This window comes from bacterium (assembly GCA_026129405.1).
Taxonomy (GTDB): domain Bacteria; phylum Desulfobacterota; class Binatia; order DP-6; family DP-6; genus JAHCID01.
Genome location: JAHCID010000011.1, coordinates 120,770 through 134,769 on the forward strand (window position 1 = coordinate 120,770; position 14,000 = coordinate 134,769).

Below are 14,000 nucleotides of genomic sequence, written 5' to 3' on the forward strand. Positions count from 1 at the left end.
CCCCGCTCAGCCGACGATCTTCCACTGGCCGTCGGGCTGCCGGCAGGCGGTGCCGTACGAGGTCTGCTTCTTGCCGCCGACCGTGATCGTCTGCGTGTACTCGCGGCAGTACTGGCCGCTCGCGGTCTGATAGGTGCGGTTCGGCGTCACGGTGCCGGAGTTGCCGTTGTCGGGGTTCTTCCACGCCGTCGTGCTGCCCGAGGGCGCGGTCTCGAGCGAGCGCTGCGCGGTCTGCGCCGCGAGCTGGCGATCGCGCTGGTCGAGATAGTTGCCGACCGCGCCGCCGAGGAGGCCGCCCAGAATGACGCCGGCCGCGATGCCCGCGCCGCCGCCGCCCGCCGCCGCGCCGATGAGCCCGCCCGCCGCCGCACCGCCGAGGCCGCCGATGGCGGTCTTGGTGCCGATCGAGTCGCCCATGTTCGCGCAGCCGACCGTCGTCGTGACGACGAGCATGCCGGCCAGCGCCACCGTTCCCGCTCTCCGCAGCATGATGCCTCCCGGCCCCGATCGGGCCGCGGCCCGGTTAGCACGCTTCGCGCGACCGGCAAAACTCGCCGGCGCCGATCGACTCTGCTACGGGGCGCGCATGCAGCGCTGGCAGATCGGCGAGATCACCGTCACCCGCATCGTGGAGAGCGAGGTGCCGACGCCGGCCCCGTGGCTGTTCGCGAAGGCGACGCCCGAGGCGCTCGGGCGGCACGCGTGGCTGCGCCCGCACTTCGTCGACGCGCGCGGACAGCTCGTCGCCGCGGTGCAGGCGCTGGTCGTCGAGCACGCGGGCCGGCGCATCGTCGTCGACACCTGCGTCGGCAACGACAAGCCGCGCACGGTCGCCGCCTGGAATCGGCGCCAGGGCCCGTTCCTGCACGACCTCGCCGCCGCCGGCTTCCCGCGCGAGTCGATCGACACCGTCGTCTGCACCCACCTGCACGTCGACCACGTCGGCTGGAACACGACCTGGGACGGCGCCGGCTGGGTGCCGACCTTCCCGAACGCGCGCTACCTCTTCGTACGCGGCGAGTGGGCGCACTGGTCGGCGCAGCCGCCGATGCCCGAGGGCGACGTGGTCGGCGACTCGGTGCGCCCCGTCGTCGACGCGGGGCTCGCCGACCTGGTCGCGACCGACCACGCGATCACCGACGCCGTCCGCCTGGTGGCCACGCCCGGGCACACGCCGGGCCACGTGAGCGTGTGTCTCGGCGACGGCGCCGTCATCACCGGCGACGTCATGCACCACCCCGTGCAGTGCGCCGAGCCCGACTGGGCCAGCAACTTCGACGTCGACCCGGAGCGCGGCCGCGCCACCCGCCGCGCCTTCCTCGCCGAGCACGCGGCGGCGGCCACCCTGGTGCTCGGTACCCACTTCGCGGCGCCGACGGCGGGACGCATCGTCGCCGACGGCGCGGCGTGGCGGTTCGCGGTGTAGGCCTTCGGCCTTCACCCGCCCAGCGCCGCGAGGGCGCTGCGCGCGTCGGGGTTGGTCGGGTTGAGGCGCAGCGCCTCGGCGAGAAGCCGCCGTGCCTCCTCGGCCTGGCCGCGCAGCGCGGCGAGGACGCCGAGCCCGCACCAGGCCCAGTCGAGGGCCGGGTCGAGCCGCGCCGCCGTGTGCAGCGCGTCCTCGGCCTCGCCGTGGGCGCCGCGCTCGATCAGCACGAGGCCGAGGCCGGCCTGCGCGCTCGCGCCGCCGCCGGCGCCCAGCGCCGTGCGGAAGCAGGGCTCGGCCTCCGCGCCGCGGCCGAGGCGCGAGCGCCTCGCCGCGCAGCGTCCAGAGCGCGCCGTGGTCGGCGGCGGGCGCGCTGGCGATCGCCGGCGCGTCGATGGCGGCGACCACGTCGTTCCAGCGCCCGGCGGCCGTCAGGCCCGGGCGCGGGCCACCAGGTCGGACGCTCGACGGCCACCGGCGCCGACCACCGGCCGACGGCGGGTCGCGCGCGCGGCGAGGTCGAGGGCGAGCGCCGCGACGCGCTCGGCGGCGCGGCCGTCGGCGGGGCCGGCGTAGTCGGCGCAGAACGCGACGCGCGCACGCGCGAACGCGGCGCGGGCGTCCGGGTCCCGGAGCAGCGCCGCCGCCGCCTCGGCCACCGCCGCACCGCTCGCGGCCACCGAGCGCACGGCGTCGCCGGCGTACTCGAACTCCGGCGCGACGACGGGCGTGCCGAGCAGGATCGCCTCGACGGCGATGGTCGACGGCAGGGTCACGAGGACGTCCGTGCGCGCGAGCACCGGGACGGCGTCGCCGCGCACGACGCGATCGGGCGGCGCGTCGGCTTCGACGGCCAGGCGCACGAGCCGCTCCTCCTCGCCCGCGGGCGCGCTCGGATGCAGCTTCAGCACGAAACGCAGATCGCCGTGCCGCGCGCGCAGGCGCGCGACCCCCTCCATCGCCGCGCGCGTCCAGCGCGCATGCTGCACGCCGACGAAGCCGTCCTCGGCGACGCCGCGGCCGAGCCACGACGTGGCCACGGTCACGACCGGACCCGGCGGGAGGCCGAGCGCGGGGAAGTCGTCGCGGCGACGATCGCAGAGGCGGTCCCAGGCCGGGTTGCCGGTGACGACGACGCGATCCGCGGACAGGCCGCGCGACCGGAACCACGCCCGCTGCTGCGGGCCGCACACCGCCACGACGTCGCTGCACACGCTGCCGTGCACGTCGGCGCCGACGAGCCGCTCGGCCACGTACACGCCGTGCGGGACGTGCACGCTCGGCACGCCCGCGCGCGCCGTCGCCGAGAGCAGCGCGCGCACGACGGGCGTGACGTCCTCGTGCACGAGCACGGCGGCGAGCCGGCCGGTCGCGGCCATGCCGCGACCGAGATCGGCCACCACGAGCTGCTCGGCGAGGCGGCGCTCGAGCACGCCGGCCGCCGCCTGCACGACGGCGGGCGTGCGATCCCGGCCGCGGTAGGCGAAGCGGCGCGTGCAGAGGCGCTCCACGCCCTCGCGCGCCAGCGCCGCTGCCTGGGCGGGAATCGCCGCGGCGCGAGCCGCATCGCCGAACGCCGTCCACGGCACGGCGTCCATGCCGCCGGCCACGAGCCGCTCGGCGATCGCCGGGTCGGGCACGACCAGCGTGCAGGAGCGGGCGAGGATCGGGGCCAGCGGGGTCAGCGTGTTGCCCCACGAGAGAAAGACGAGCGGCTTCACAGCTCCTCCCGGATGCAGCGGTCGAGCGCTTCCCCGAACGCGGCGACGAGGTCGTACTCCAGGGTCTCCCCGAGGTCCGGCAGCTCCGCGGGCCCGGGCCCGAGCGCCGCGATCGCCCGGCGCGCGAGCCGGTGGGTCGCCGCCTCGTGGAGGCGTTGCGCCTCGAGCTCGGGCTGCCACCAGCGCTTGCGTGCCCGCAGCAACGCGCGCAGCGCCGCCTCGCCGGCCGGGTCCATGGCGAGCCCCCGCAGCCAGCCGACCAGATCGAGGTCGACGCCCGGGAGCGCGAGCAGCTCCGCATCGACGAAGGCGAGCGCGCGCACCACGGCGTCGTCGTGGATCAGCACGCGCGCCGACTCGTGCAGCGCCGGCGCGGCGAGGCCGCGCGGCGTCTCCGCGAACTGCACCACGTCGCCGCGGACGCCGACGACCAGCACGCGCGCCGCCTGGCTCGGATCGAGCGCGGCCGTCACATGACGCTCGACGAGGCGCACCGCCGCCCGCACCGCCGGATGGCCGAGGTGCAGGTCGAGCTCGTCCAGCACGCGCCGCGTCTCCGCCCCGAGCAGGCGGCGCCAGGGCGAGCACAGCCCGAGCAGATCGAACGGCGTGCGACGCACGACGCGGAAGCCGGCGGCGGCGAGCGTCGTCTCGACCTGCGGCAGCGTGCGCGGTCCCGCCCCCGGCAGCGCGCCGGCGTCGCCGCCGCAGGCGACGAGCGCCACCGTCGCCACCGGGGCGCAGGCGCCGAGCAAGGTCGCCAGCCGGCGCGCGTGGTCGTCGGGCTCCTCCGGCCGCGCGCAGTCGACCACGGCCGCGAACGGCCCGTTGCCGTCGAGCCGCGGCAGGCGGCAGCCGAAGCCGGTCGCGGTCTCGCGCACCAGCGCCGGACCGCCGATCGCGCCCTCCAGGAGCTCGCGCGCGCGCGCCTCCGCCAACGAAGCCCACCGTCGACTCACGCGAACACCTCCGCAGAAGACATCAGGGACGGGGCGGCGCGGCGGCGCACGACGTGCAGCCCCGACGCCGCCTGGATCGCCTGGCGGCGCATCTCCGCCGGGTCGGCACCGCGCCCGAGATACGACACCGTCAGCGTCGTGTGGCCGCGAAAGTGCGGCGCCGCGGTCTCGTCGCTCTCGGCGAGCGAGAGCGATACGCGCGTCAGGGCGCGGTCGCCCGCCGGCGTGTGCTGCACCATCGGCGCCGGGGCCACCCGGCTCGGGTCCCACGCCATCGTGACGCCGCGGGCGGCGTCGCCGACGTCGACCCAGCCCTCGGTCGCACCCAGGCAGGCGCGCGCCGTCACCCCGAACGACACCGGATCGCCGTGGCCGACGCGGGCGTCGCCGAGCGCGAAGGTCTCGACGTCGCGGCCGCCGTTGACGGTCGCGTAGCGCAGCGCTCCGGGCGCGAAGGCGTCGGGCGCGAGCGTCAGCACGCCGAGGCGCAGGGAGCGCGGGCGCTGGTCGCGCAGCACGAGGTGGTAGCGGACGTCGACGCGCGGCACGTCGCGATACGCCCACACCGTCTTCCAGCACTCGCCCCACGGCCCGCCGAGGCGCGCGACGACCGGGACCCGGATCGGGCATGCGCTCGGCGGCGCGGCGTAGCGCAGCGCCACCGGCTCGAGGTCGGTGTGCTTGGCGCCGGCGGCGTCGTGCAGGACGAGGTGGCCGGTGTACCAGTCGGCGGCCAGCTCGATCGGATCGAAGGCGCCCTGCGGCACGGTGCCCGCGAGCGGCGCGGCGCCCAGGTGCGGGAACCCGAGGGCGCGCACGGCGGCGCCGCGGCGGGCCGAGAGCACCAGCGTCGTCGACGCGGTGTCGAGGCGCTCGGGCGCCGGCCCCGCCTCCGCCGGCGCGGGCGCGCTCGTGCAGCGCAGGCGCAGCGTCCCCAGCGCGGGCAGCGTCGGCGCGAGGACGACCACCGCCCGGCGCAGGCTGCCGTCGCGATGGGTCTCCACCTCCTCGAGCTGCGACGGGACGCGCCGCCCCTGCTCGTCCAGCAGCGCGAGCCCGCCCCGCACCACGCCGGGCGGCCAGGCGAGCGTGGTCGCGAACGGCTGCGCCGTCCAGGCGAACGGGTGCGGATTGAACAGCACGACGGCGTCGGGCGCGGGCGGGGCGAGCGGCGCCTCCAGGCGGCCCAGCACGGCGTCGACCGACGCCGCGAGTGCCCCCAGGCGAGCGGCCGCGTCGTCGTGCCGCGCGTCGGTGGTGTGGGTGCGGAGATCGCTTCCCCACAGGCGGCCGAGCGCGTCGCGGCAGCGGCCGACGTCGCCCTCGCCGACGCCGGCACCGCCGGCCGCGCGCGCCAGCGCCTCGGCGACGTCGAGCCGGCGCGCGAGCGCGTGGCAGCGCGCGTTGCGGCGCACGTTGTCGCGCCCGCACACCGCCCAGCGCGTGACGTTGTACTTTGCCTGCTTCTTCGCCGGCAGCGGCGCGTCGGCCGACTCCAGGCGCAGCGGCTCGCCCACCGGCGGGTGCGCGGCCAGCGCCGCCGACGGCGTCACCAGTGCGAAGCGCGGATCCGCCGCCAGGGCGCGCACGAGGACGCCGAGCCGCTCCCACTCGCCCTGCGGCCCGCTGCCGTAGCGCAGCGCGCCGCTGCCGGGCCGATGGTCGAACACCTCGGCGTCGTTGCCGTAGAGGCACAGCGCCCGCGGCGCCGCCGCGCCGACGTGCGACGCGAGCAGCGCCACCACCTCGTCGAGATCGATCTCGCCGTGCGCGAAGCGCTGCACGCGCTGGAAGACGACCGACGAGTTCCACAGGCCCGCGATACGGCTTCCGTTCGTCCCGGCGATCCAGGCCGCGCGGTAGCGGCGCTCGCCCGGCCAGCCGTGTGCGCTCGCCGGGTTCTCCCACTCGGCGATCAGCGCCTCGTAGCCCGCCTCGCGATAGAGCGGCACGAGGCCGGCGGCGTACGTCTGCTCGTGCAGATAGGCGACGCGCGGCGCGGCCCCCAGGAGCTCGCGATAGACGTCCCGGCCGCGGCGCAGGTCGTGCGCCCCGACGGCGGCGGGCACCAGCGGCAGGATCACCTGCGCCAGCCCGGAGCCCACCAGCTCGAGCCGGCCGGCGGCGATCGCGGCGCGGATCGCGTCCAGCAGCAGCGGGTCGAGCGCCGCCAGCAGCGAAAGCGAGCTCGCCGGCACCTCCAGCCCGAGCGCCACGCCCGGCGTCTGCAGCAGGTCGACGAGCGGCCACACGCAGCGGTCGAGCACGCGCCCCGCGTCCTCCGGCGCGACGCAGGAGAAGTCGAGGTTCAGGTGGAAGGCGGTGAAGAGGTCGAGGCGCATGGGTGTCAGTGGAGCGCGGCGCTCGGCGGCGCGTGCACGGTCTGGGTGACGACGCGGACGCGCGCGATCGCCGCGTTCGCCCGCGCGACCGCCTCCTCGCGCGTGTCGCCGACGGTGATGACGACGCCGGCGCGGCACACGTGGCTCGTCATCGGCCGCACGACGGTGCCGGGCGACGTCGTCACCTCCAGCAGCTCGACGCCCTCGGCCGCACGCGCCGCCTCCACGCCCTCGATGCCGGTGACGGTCCCCGGCGGCGGGAAGAGCCAGCGCTGGGCGACGCCGCGCGCGCAGCGCGGCTCCAGGTCGGCCGGCGCGGGCCGCTCGCCCAGGGCCAGGCGGATCGCGGCCTCGACGAAGTCGACGCCGGTCGCGAGCGGGATCTCGTGGGTGCAGAAGTAGCCGCCCGAGAGCCGCACCGCGAGCTCGATCACCATCGGTCCGCCGTCGCCGACGACGATGTCGCCCTTCACCGTCCCGTGCGTCACCCCGAGCGCCGCCGCCGCCTCGCCCACCAGCGCGTCGATCGCCGCCAGCGTCGCCGGCGGCAGCACCGACGGCAGCTCGCCGCCGTTCTCGATGACGAACGGCGCGAAGCGGTCGAGCAGCGCGTAGTTGCGGTCCGAGCGGCCGACCGTGATCGCGCGGCCGTCGATCACGGCCGACTCCGTGCTGAGCTGCGGGCCGGGGACGTACTCCTCGACCATCACCCGCCGGGTCGGCGACTCGGCCTGCGCCTGGTGGAACGCCCAGACGGGATCGATGCGCGGCAGCAGGCGCACGACGCCGCGCGCGCCGCGGCTGTCGACCGGCTTCACGATGAGGGGCATCGCCACCCGCGACGCGAGATCGAGCAGCACCGCCGGCGACGGCACCGGCGCGTACCACGGCACGGCCACCCCCGCCGCACGCAGCGCGTCCTTCATGGCGAGCTTGTCGGACGCCAGCCGCGCGCTCGCCATCGACGGCCCGGGCAGCCCGAGCGACTCGGCCACCGCCGCCACGGTCACCGGCACGTCGGACGCGACCGCGAGCACGCCGTCGAGCCGGTGGCGCATCGCGAACGCGCGCGCACCCTGGGCCGTCGCCTCGGGGTCGTACGTGCTGGCGAGGATGCCGGCGTCGGCGTGACGGAAGCCGGGCGCGTCGGGCGCGCCGTCCGAGACCACCACGCGCAGCCCCATGCGGCGCGCGACCGCGATCGCGGGCACCGCCTCGCGCCCCCCCGACACCACGAGGAGGGTGCGCGGCGCGCTAGAAGTAGAGGCCGCCATTGACGTTCATCGTCTGGCCGGTGACGTACGAGGCCTCCGCCGAGGCGAGGAACACGACCGCGTGCGCCACCTCGTCGACCTCGCCGAGGCGACCGAGGAGGATGCCGTCGCGGATCTGCGACGGCAGCCCCGAGAGCCCCGCCGCCGCCATCTCCGAGCGCACGAGGCCCGGCGACACGAGGTTGCAGCGCACGCCGCGCGGCGCGAGGAAGCGGGCGCAGCACTGCGTGAGCGCGATCAGCCCGCCCTTCGAGGCGGCGTAGTGCGCCGTGCGCGGGCCGCCGTACTGGCCGCTGACCGAGCCGACGTTGATCACCGCCCCGCCCTCGCGCAGGAAGGCGAGCGCCTCCTGCGTGCACAGGAACGGGCCGCGCAGGTTGACGGCGACGATCTCGTCCCAGTCGGCGTCGGTGATGAGGTCGAAGTCGCACGGCTTGTTGACGCCGGCGTTGTTCACCAGCACGTCGAGGCCGCCCAGCTCGCGCGCCAGCGCGGTGAGCCCGGCGCGCACGCTCTGGCGGTCGCGGACGTCCATCGGCGCCGCGATCGCGGTGCCGCCCTCGGCGCGGATCAGGTCCGTGACCTCGGCCGCGGCGTCGGCCTGCGTGTGGTAGGTGATGCCGACCGCCGCCCCCGCGCGCGCGCAGGCGAGCGCGATGCCGCGGCCGATGCCGCGGCTGCCGCCGGTGACCACCACGCGCCGCCCCGAAAGCCGCTCGGTGCGACCGTGGGCGCGTCCCGCTCCGTTGCCGTTCATGCGCATCGTCGTGCCTCCTTCGTGCGCGCGAGCTCGCGCGCAGCCGCCGCCACCGAGGCAGCGTCGATTCCGAACCGCTGCGCCAGCGCGGTCGGATCCCCCGAGGCGCCGAAGCGGTCCTGTACCCCCACCATCGCCAGCGGCGTCGGCCGCCGGCGTCCCAGGGTCTCGGCCACGGCGCTGCCGAGCCCGCCGATCACCGAATGGTCCTCGCAGGTGACGATCGCGCCGGTGCGCGCCGCCGACTCCACCAGCAGCTCCTCGTCGAGCGGCTTCAGCGTCGGCAGATTGACGACCCGCGCGCGGATGCCCTCGCGCCGCAGCGCCGTCGCCGCCTGCAGCGCCCGATGCAGCATCGTGCCGCAGGCGACCAGCGTGACGTCGTCGCCGTCCTCCAGCACCTGCCCGCGGCCGAGCGCGAAGCGGTGCGAGGCGGCGTCGAACAGCACCGGCACCGGGCTGCGTCCCGTGCGCAGGTAGACCGGGCCGGGGTGGTCGAGGATCGCCTCGACGGCCTGCGCCATCTCGACCGGGTCGCCGGGGACGACCACCGTCAGGTTCGGGATCGCGCGCGTGACGGCGAGGTCCTCCAGCGCCTGTGCGGTGGCGCCGTCGGGTCCGACGTCGAGCCCGCAGTGGCTGCCGGCCACCTTCACGTCGAGCCGCGGATAGGCCACGAACGTGCGCAGCTGCTCGCAGGCGCGCAGGGTCGCGAACACGGCGAACGACGTCGCCACCACCTTGAGGCCGGTCGCCGCGACGCCGGCGGCGGCGGCCATCATGTTCTGCTCGGCGATGCCGAAGTCCCAGAAGCGGTCGGGGAAGGCGTCGCGGAAGTGGTGCGTGCCGGTGCCGCCGGCGACGTCGGCGTCGAGGACGACGAAGTCGCTGCGACGCCGGCCGGCGTCGACGAGCGTGCGCCCGAAGGCTTCGCGCAGAGAGACGGGCTCAGGCATGGAACCCTCCCGCGTGCTGGAACGCCGCCGCGGCGGCGGTGCGGCCGAGCTCGGCGAGCGCGCGCTGCAGCTCGTCCGGCGTCGGCGCGCAGCTGCCGTGCCAGCGCTGCACGTCCTCCATGAACGACACGCCCTTCCCCTTCACGGTGCGGGCGACGATCACCGTCGGCCGCTCCGGCGTCGCCGCCGCCGTGCGCAGCGCGCGGCGGATCGACGGCACGTCGTGGCCGTGGATCTCGAGCGCCTGCCAGCCGAAGGCGCGGAACTTCTCGGGCAGCGGCTCGAGGTCGAGCACGCAGGCGGTGTCGGCCTCGCCCTGGCGCCCGTTGGCGTCGACGATCGCCGTGAGGCCGCCGAGCCCGTGATGGGCGGCGTACATCACCGCCTCCCAGGTGGCGCCCTCGTCGAGGTCGCCGTCGCCGAGGAGCACGTAGACGCGGCGGTCCCGCCGCTGGTGGCGCAGGCCGAGGGTCATGCCGACGCCGATCGAGAGCCCGTTGCCGAGCGAGCCCGAGGGCATGTCCACGCCGGGCGTGCCGCGCTCCGGATGGCCCGGGAACGGCGTATCCAGCTGGCGCAGCCCACCCACCGGCGACGGCAGGATGCCGGCGCGATGGAGCGCGGCGTACCAGGCCGGCGCCGCGTGGCCCTTCGAGAGGACGAAGCGGTTGCGGTCGTGCGTCTCGCGGCTCCAGGTCACGCGCAGCGCCGGATCGGGCTCGAAGTAGAGGCAGGCCAGGATCTCGGCGCACGAGAGCGCGCCGCCCGGGTGCCCGGAGCCGGCCGCGGCGATCGCCTCCAGCGTCAGGCGGCGGATCGCCGTCGCCTCGTCCTGCAGCGCCTGCTCGCCGGGCTCGTGCACCCAGAGCGCGGCGTCGGGCTTGCGGCAGTGGAGCTGGATCGCCTCGCGCGCCAGCTCGGGCGTCGTGTAGATGCCGCGGCTCATGCCGCGCGCGCCCTCGATGACGAAGCCGGCGCCCGACACCAGCGTCTCGATCTCCATGCGCGTGTACTCGCGCAGGTGGTGCGGGTTGTGCGGCACCGGGAACGGCCGGCGCGTCGCGAGCGGGACCTCGAGGATGAGGCGGCCGCCGGGGCGCAGCATGTTGCGCGCGTTCACCAGCATGGCGCGGTCGCGTGCGACGTGCTCGAGCGTGTGCAGGCTGACGACGACGTCGAACGGCTCGCCCGGCCAGACGAAGGTCTCGGCGTCGGCCTCCACGAACTGGAGGTGCGGCTTGCGGCCGAAGCGGCGGCGCGCCTCGGCGACCAGCGCGGCGTCGCGGTCGACGCCGACCACGCTCCAGCAGTACTGGCCGAGGATCGCGGTCGACTCGCCGTAGCCGCAGGCCAGGTCGAGGACGCGGTCGTCGGGCGCGAGCAGCGCCCCGATCGGATGGTACTCCGAGGCCTGGAAGTCGTCGCCGTAGCGCGAGCGCTCCGACCAGTTCGCCCGCATGCGGATCGCCTCCACCTGCTCGGACGGATAGGTCGGCACGTCCTCGCAGGTGACGACGCGGAACGCCTCGGGGTGCGTCTCCATGAAATGCCAGGGCCGGAAGAGGTAGCGGGCACGCTCGTGCGCATCCGCGATCGCCTGGATCTGCGCATGGGCGCGCGCCAGCGCGTCGGTGCGCAGGACGTCGCCGCCGAAGTTGATGTTGAAGTCGACGGGCAGATTCACGTAGTCGGCCCGGGCGCTCTCCAGCAGCGCGACGCAGCGATCGACCAGCTCGGGGTCGAGGTAGAAGCGGTGCAGCAGCACGCGCACGATGGCGTCGGCCCCCGCCGCGCGCGCGGCGCGCAGCAGGCGCGCCGTGACGTCGTACTCCTCGCCCGGGACGCACGTGGCCTCCCAGCGCGTCGCGAGGGCGTCGAACGGCCGGTTCTCGGGCAGGTCGGGCACCGCCAGGACGACCGCGTCGACGCGGGCGCAGCGCCCGAGCGGCGCGATCACGTAGTGCGTGGGATCGTCGTCCGGCGCGCCTTCCGCGCCGGCGCGGCGCGCGAGCGTGGGGTCCCGCGAGAGCAGGTTCGAGAAGGTGCACTGGACGACGGCGGCAGTCCGCATGATCCCCTCACTCGAGGTAGCCGAGCTGGCGGAGCTGGCGGGCGATGGCCTCCTCCTCCTCCGGCTCGTAGCGGTCGCGGGTGCCGCGCGTGGCGACGGCGACGCCCTGCTCGTAGCGGGGCGCGCGCTCGGCGTGCTCCGCGGTCAGCATCTCGCGCAGGATGCGGCCGTCGAGGTCGCGATCGAGCGGCAGCCCGAGGAGATGGAGCACCGTCGGGCAGAGGTCCTGCGCCTTGGCGCCGAGCGCCGGTGCGCCCGCGCGCACCGCCGAGCCCCAGGCCCCGAGGAGCCCGAACGGCCGATGCGCGCCGCGGTAGTGCTGCGGCCCCGAGGCGGCCTCGAAGAGCGGTCCGTCGGGATCGATGAGATCGTTGCCGCGACCGTCGATCCAGCACAGCACGCGGTGGTCGCGCAGCTGGAAGAGGAGGTCGGGCGCCTCGCCGGCGTAGGGGCCGTGGTAGACGCGGTCGGCCTCCAGCACCTCGTCGACGACGAGCCCCTGCTCGTCCTCGAGGCGATAGAGCTCGGTCGTCAGCGCCACGCGCAGCGCGCGGGCGTTCGTCCCCGGCAGCACGACGCCGTGCGGCTCGCGGCCGCGCAGGTTGAGCCGCAGCTCGCCGTACTCGCCGAGCCCGTAGGCCAGCGTGCGCTGCCAGTCGATCGAGGTGAGGAGCCCGTCCGGCGAGCCCAGGCGATTGCGATCGCGCAGCTCGAGGTAGCCGCGCTGCGCGAGCCAGCGGTTCACGTGGAAGTAGCGGTCGACCGGGCCGAAGCCGTGGTCGGAGAAGAGGAGCACGGTGCCACCGTGCGCCTCGGTTGCCGCCAGCACGCGGCCGAGGAAGGCGTCGAACGCCGACCACCAGCGCTGCCACACCTCCGTCACCCTCGGCTCGCCGCCCTGCAGCTCGCGCCAGAAGAGGTGCTGGAAGCGATCGGGGAAGGTCAGCGCCGTGCAGAAGAGGTCGAGCTTCTCGCGCTGCCACAGGCGCTCGCTCACCTCGAGCATCGACGCGCCGCTCGCCGCGCAGCGCGCCAGGAAGGCCGCGGGGTCGTTCGTCGTCGTGCCGTCCCCGGGCTCGAGGATCGCGTCCCGCAGCTCGCCCGCGAGTGCCGGCGGCGTCGTGAAGGCGGCGTCGCCCGCGGGCGTGCCGAGGCCGGAGACGAAGAAGCCGTCGACCGCCGGCGGCGGCCAGCACATCGGCATGTTGACGAAGCCGGCGCGCTTGCCGTGTGCGCTCGTGCGGTCCCACAGCGCGGGCGCACGCCAGTTCGCGGACGTGATCAGCCGGCGGGCATAGCTGCCCTGGGTGCGGAACGGCATGTGGTAGAAATCGTAGACGCCGTGCTTCCCCGGGTTGACGCCGGTCATGAGCGTCGCCCACGCGGGCGGCGACAGCGGCGGCTGCGTCGAGCACACGGTGCCCCACGCGCCCTCGCGCGCGACGCGGGCCAGGTTCGGACAGCTGGGGAAGAGACGGTCGATGAGCTGCGGCTCACCGCCGTCGAGGCCGATCAGGATCACCTGCTCGTTCATGCGCTCTCCATGGGCTGCGCCCAGACGATGACCTCGCGCCCGAGCCCGGCCGCGGCGAGCGCGGCGTAGGCGGCACGGCGAAGATCGTTGCGGCCGGCGGCGGCGAGGCGCGCATCGAGCGCCATGCGCCGCTGGTGGCAGGCGCGGCCGACGCGGTCGTCGCCGACGTAGTGCTCCCCCATGAGGAGGAACAGCTCCATCGGGAAGTTGGTGGACTGCTCGCGGACGGCGAAGCCGGTGCGGGCGCACAGGCGCCCGAGGCTCGCGAAGTCGAAGTAGTTGACGTGGTACGGCGGCGCGACCCACCAGGGCGGCGCCGCCAGCGTCTCCTGGACGACGGCCTGGAGCGCGTTGAAGTCGTTCGGCACCTGGAGACAGAGCACGCCGTCCGGCAGCAGCACCTCGCGGGCGCGGCGCAAGAGCGCCGCCGGATCGGCGAGGTGCTCCAGCACGAGCTTCAGGTGCACCGCCGCGAAGCGGCCGAGCCCCGCCCAGTCGGCGTCCTCGAAGAACGCCTCGATCACCGGCACGCCGAGGTCGCGCGCGTGCGCCGCGGCCTGCGCCGAGGGCTCGAGCCCGAGCCCGTCCCAGCCGCGGCGGCGGGCGTGGGCGAGGAAGAAGCCGCCGGAGCAGCCGACGTCGAGGAGGCGACCGCGCCTCCCGCCGCGCAGGGCCGCGATCGCATCGAGCTTGTCGTCGTACTCGAGCTGCCAGAAGCCCTGCTCGCTGCTCTCGCGCGCGAGGTAGTCGGGCTTCACCGCGTCGTAGTAGTGCCGGCGATAGGTCTCGCGCAGCGACGCCGCGTCGGGCAGCGGGTCGAGGTGCGCGAAGCCGCACGCGGCGCAGTCGACGACCGCCGTGCCGGCGTGCCGCGCGAGCAGCCGTCCGGCGTGGGCCGCGTCAGCAGCGGGCAGGAGCGCCTGCACCGTCCCTCCCCGCCGCCCCGAGCGCCACCACGTGCGC

General features: G+C 75.9%; 12 protein-coding genes. 1 reads left to right on the plus strand and 11 read right to left on the minus strand.

The features are described from left to right. Positions 1 to 6: 6 nt before the first annotated feature. Positions 7 to 453 (minus strand): hypothetical protein, encoded by a 447-nt coding sequence (locus KIT14_25025; GenBank protein ID MCW5893790.1) that lies wholly within the window; start codon positions 451 to 453, stop codon positions 7 to 9. A 133-nt stretch (positions 454 to 586) separates the two neighbouring features. Between KIT14_25025 and KIT14_25030 the strand changes: the two genes are divergently transcribed. Further along, positions 587 to 1,426, plus strand: coding sequence for an MBL fold metallo-hydrolase (locus tag KIT14_25030; protein ID MCW5893791.1), 840 nt, complete (start codon positions 587 to 589; stop codon positions 1,424 to 1,426). Positions 1,427 to 1,437: 11 nt separating this feature from the next. Here the strand turns inward: KIT14_25030 and KIT14_25035 are convergent, their stop codons facing one another. The 10 genes from KIT14_25035 to KIT14_25080 form a co-directional block, all read right to left on the minus strand. Then, a complete protein-coding gene (locus KIT14_25035; GenBank protein ID MCW5893792.1) occupies positions 1,438 to 1,653 on the minus strand; it encodes a tetratricopeptide repeat protein in 216 nt (71 codons plus the stop codon). A gap of 201 nt (positions 1,654 to 1,854) precedes the next feature. Next, positions 1,855 to 3,144, minus strand: a complete 1,290-nt coding sequence (locus tag KIT14_25040; GenBank protein ID MCW5893793.1) for a hypothetical protein — start codon at positions 3,142 to 3,144, stop codon at positions 1,855 to 1,857. Continuing rightward, positions 3,141 to 4,103 carry a hypothetical protein gene (locus tag KIT14_25045; GenBank protein MCW5893794.1) on the minus strand — a complete coding sequence of 321 codons (963 nt, stop codon included), beginning with the start codon at positions 4,101 to 4,103 and terminating at the stop codon, positions 3,141 to 3,143. Before KIT14_25045 ends, KIT14_25040 begins: the two co-directional genes overlap by 4 nt. Then, positions 4,100 to 6,445 (minus strand): hypothetical protein, encoded by a 2,346-nt coding sequence (locus tag KIT14_25050; GenBank protein MCW5893795.1) that lies wholly within the window; start codon positions 6,443 to 6,445, stop codon positions 4,100 to 4,102. Before KIT14_25050 ends, KIT14_25045 begins: the two co-directional genes overlap by 4 nt. 5 nt (positions 6,446 to 6,450) lie before the next feature. After that, the gene (locus tag KIT14_25055; protein ID MCW5893796.1) at positions 6,451 to 7,719 is read right to left on the minus strand and encodes an ATP-grasp domain-containing protein; all 1,269 of its coding nucleotides are present in this window, start codon (positions 7,717 to 7,719) and stop codon (positions 6,451 to 6,453) included. Continuing rightward, positions 7,700 to 8,476, minus strand: a complete 777-nt coding sequence (locus tag KIT14_25060) for an SDR family oxidoreductase (GenBank protein ID MCW5893797.1) — start codon at positions 8,474 to 8,476, stop codon at positions 7,700 to 7,702. The genes KIT14_25055 and KIT14_25060 overlap by 20 nt, the downstream gene beginning before the upstream one ends. Next, positions 8,473 to 9,432 (minus strand): transketolase family protein, encoded by a 960-nt coding sequence (locus KIT14_25065; GenBank protein MCW5893798.1) that lies wholly within the window; start codon positions 9,430 to 9,432, stop codon positions 8,473 to 8,475. The genes KIT14_25060 and KIT14_25065 overlap by 4 nt, the downstream gene beginning before the upstream one ends. Beyond that, the gene (locus KIT14_25070; GenBank protein MCW5893799.1) at positions 9,425 to 11,503 is read right to left on the minus strand and encodes a methyltransferase domain-containing protein; all 2,079 of its coding nucleotides are present in this window, start codon (positions 11,501 to 11,503) and stop codon (positions 9,425 to 9,427) included. Before KIT14_25070 ends, KIT14_25065 begins: the two co-directional genes overlap by 8 nt. A 7-nt stretch (positions 11,504 to 11,510) precedes the next feature. Beyond that, positions 11,511 to 13,037 (minus strand): alkaline phosphatase family protein, encoded by a 1,527-nt coding sequence (locus KIT14_25075; protein MCW5893800.1) that lies wholly within the window; start codon positions 13,035 to 13,037, stop codon positions 11,511 to 11,513. Further along, positions 13,034 to 14,000 (minus strand): class I SAM-dependent methyltransferase (locus KIT14_25080; GenBank protein MCW5893801.1); only part of this gene is annotated, 967 nt, incomplete at its 5' end. The genes KIT14_25075 and KIT14_25080, both read right to left, overlap by 4 nt.

Bases quoted from the DNA above. Each gene is read 5' to 3' on its own strand.
- KIT14_25025 (MCW5893790.1), bottom strand. From the start codon at position 453: ATGCTCGTCGTCACGACGACGGTCGGCTGCGCGAACATGGGCGACTCG.
- KIT14_25030 (MCW5893791.1), top strand. From the start codon at position 587: ATGCAGCGCTGGCAGATCGGCGAGATCACCGTCACCCGCATCGTGGAG.
- KIT14_25050 (MCW5893795.1), bottom strand. From the start codon at position 6,445: ATGCGCCTCGACCTCTTCACCGCCTTCCACCTGAACCTCGACTTCTCC.
- KIT14_25055 (MCW5893796.1), bottom strand. From the start codon at position 7,719: ATGGCGGCCTCTACTTCTAGCGCGCCGCGCACCCTCCTCGTGGTGTCG.
- KIT14_25060 (MCW5893797.1), bottom strand. From the start codon at position 8,476: ATGAACGGCAACGGAGCGGGACGCGCCCACGGTCGCACCGAGCGGCTT.
- KIT14_25065 (MCW5893798.1), bottom strand. From the start codon at position 9,432: ATGCCTGAGCCCGTCTCTCTGCGCGAAGCCTTCGGGCGCACGCTCGTC.
- KIT14_25070 (MCW5893799.1), bottom strand. From the start codon at position 11,503: ATGCGGACTGCCGCCGTCGTCCAGTGCACCTTCTCGAACCTGCTCTCG.
- KIT14_25075 (MCW5893800.1), bottom strand. From the start codon at position 13,037: ATGAACGAGCAGGTGATCCTGATCGGCCTCGACGGCGGTGAGCCGCAG.